Genomic DNA, 1037 nt, shown 5'->3' with positions numbered 1-1037 from the left:
GCCCGGACCGGACCGCCGCCGGCGCCCGCGTCAAAGGGGGCCGGAACGGCGGAACACCAGGGCGAAACACCGTGGCAGAGCCTGCTCACCCGGCTCGTGGAGGTGGTGCGGGAGGTGAGGGCCTGGGCCGCTCGAGGGGCGGGTTCACCAGCAAACTCCACCTGAGCGCGGACGGCCGCTGCCGCCCGCTGTCCCTGGTCGTCACGCCAGGGCAGCGGGCGGACTGCACCCAGTTCCAGACGGTGCTGGCGAAGATCCGCGTTCCGCGGGTCGGCCTGGGCCGGCCGCGCACGAAGCCCGACAGCATCGCGGCCGACCAGGGGTACAGCAACAGCCCGTGCCGCGAGTACCTGCGGCGCCGTGGCATCCGGCACACGATTCCGGAGAAGACCGACAGCCAGGCCGTCCGCCTGCGCAAAGGCTCACGCGGCGGACGGCCACCCGGCTTCAACGAAGAGCGCTACAAGAAGCGCAACACCATCGAACGAGCGATCAACAGGCTGAAGCAGTCCCGGGCCGTGGCCACTCGCTATGACAAGCGTGGCTACGTCTTCCTCGGCACCGCCACCACCGCGGCTCTGCTCATCTGGCTTCGGAGTTGAGCCGCTACCTCACAAAGGGATCGGCCGGTACGCCAGAGCCTGATCGACTACCTCGTCAGCCGAAAGCTCCCGCTCCGGCGGCCAGAAGATCAAGTCGCCGACATAACCGGACGGGCATGTCAGAGCTCTGTCCAGTCTGTCCAGCCAGCCGTCCACCTCGTCGTCCGAGGCGTAGTCCGCGTCCATGATCCGCTGCACGAGCGCGACCGCCTCCGCGCGACCCATCTCCCTAACACTCATCACGCCCCTCCGTAGAGACCCTAACGGGACGCGTGATCGACCGGACAGCTCCTAGTAGTGCTTCGTTACGTCGAGTGATCTCGGCTGGTGGTGGGCATCCTCGTGGTGTGAGGCTGGGGGAAGTGGAGCGGCTCCGGGGTGAGTTATCGGAGTTCGTTGGCGATGTGTTTGCTTCGGTGCCGCGGCGGGATCAGC

General features: G+C 67.7%; 2 protein-coding genes. One reads left to right on the top strand and one right to left on the bottom strand.

Features of this window, described 5'->3' with window-relative positions; all coding sequences use genetic code 11:
• Nucleotides 1-71 precede the first annotated feature (71 nt).
• Nucleotides 72-602: an IS5 family transposase gene (locus ACFY3C_RS45775; RefSeq protein ID WP_390775197.1), complete on the top strand. Its 531-nt coding sequence runs from the start codon at nt 72-74 to the stop codon at nt 600-602.
• A gap of 9 nt (nt 603-611) precedes the next feature.
• Here the strand turns inward: ACFY3C_RS45775 and ACFY3C_RS45770 are convergent, their stop codons facing one another.
• A complete protein-coding gene (locus ACFY3C_RS45770) occupies nt 612-827 on the bottom strand; it encodes an e9imm peptide (protein ID WP_390775196.1) in 216 nt (71 codons plus the stop codon).
• Between the last annotated feature and the right edge of the window lie 210 nt (nt 828-1037).

Source organism: Streptomyces sp. NPDC001410, from assembly GCF_042895235.1.
In the GTDB taxonomy this organism is placed as follows: Bacteria; Actinomycetota; Actinomycetes; order Streptomycetales; family Streptomycetaceae; genus Streptomyces.
Note: the sequence above shows the minus strand (reverse complement) of the source record. Positions and strands in the feature narration are given on the sequence as shown.

Coding starts and splice junctions, on each gene's coding strand:
- ACFY3C_RS45770 (WP_390775196.1), bottom strand. CDS start 827: ATGGGTCGCGCGGAGGCGGTCGCGCTCGTGCAGCGGATCATGGACGCG.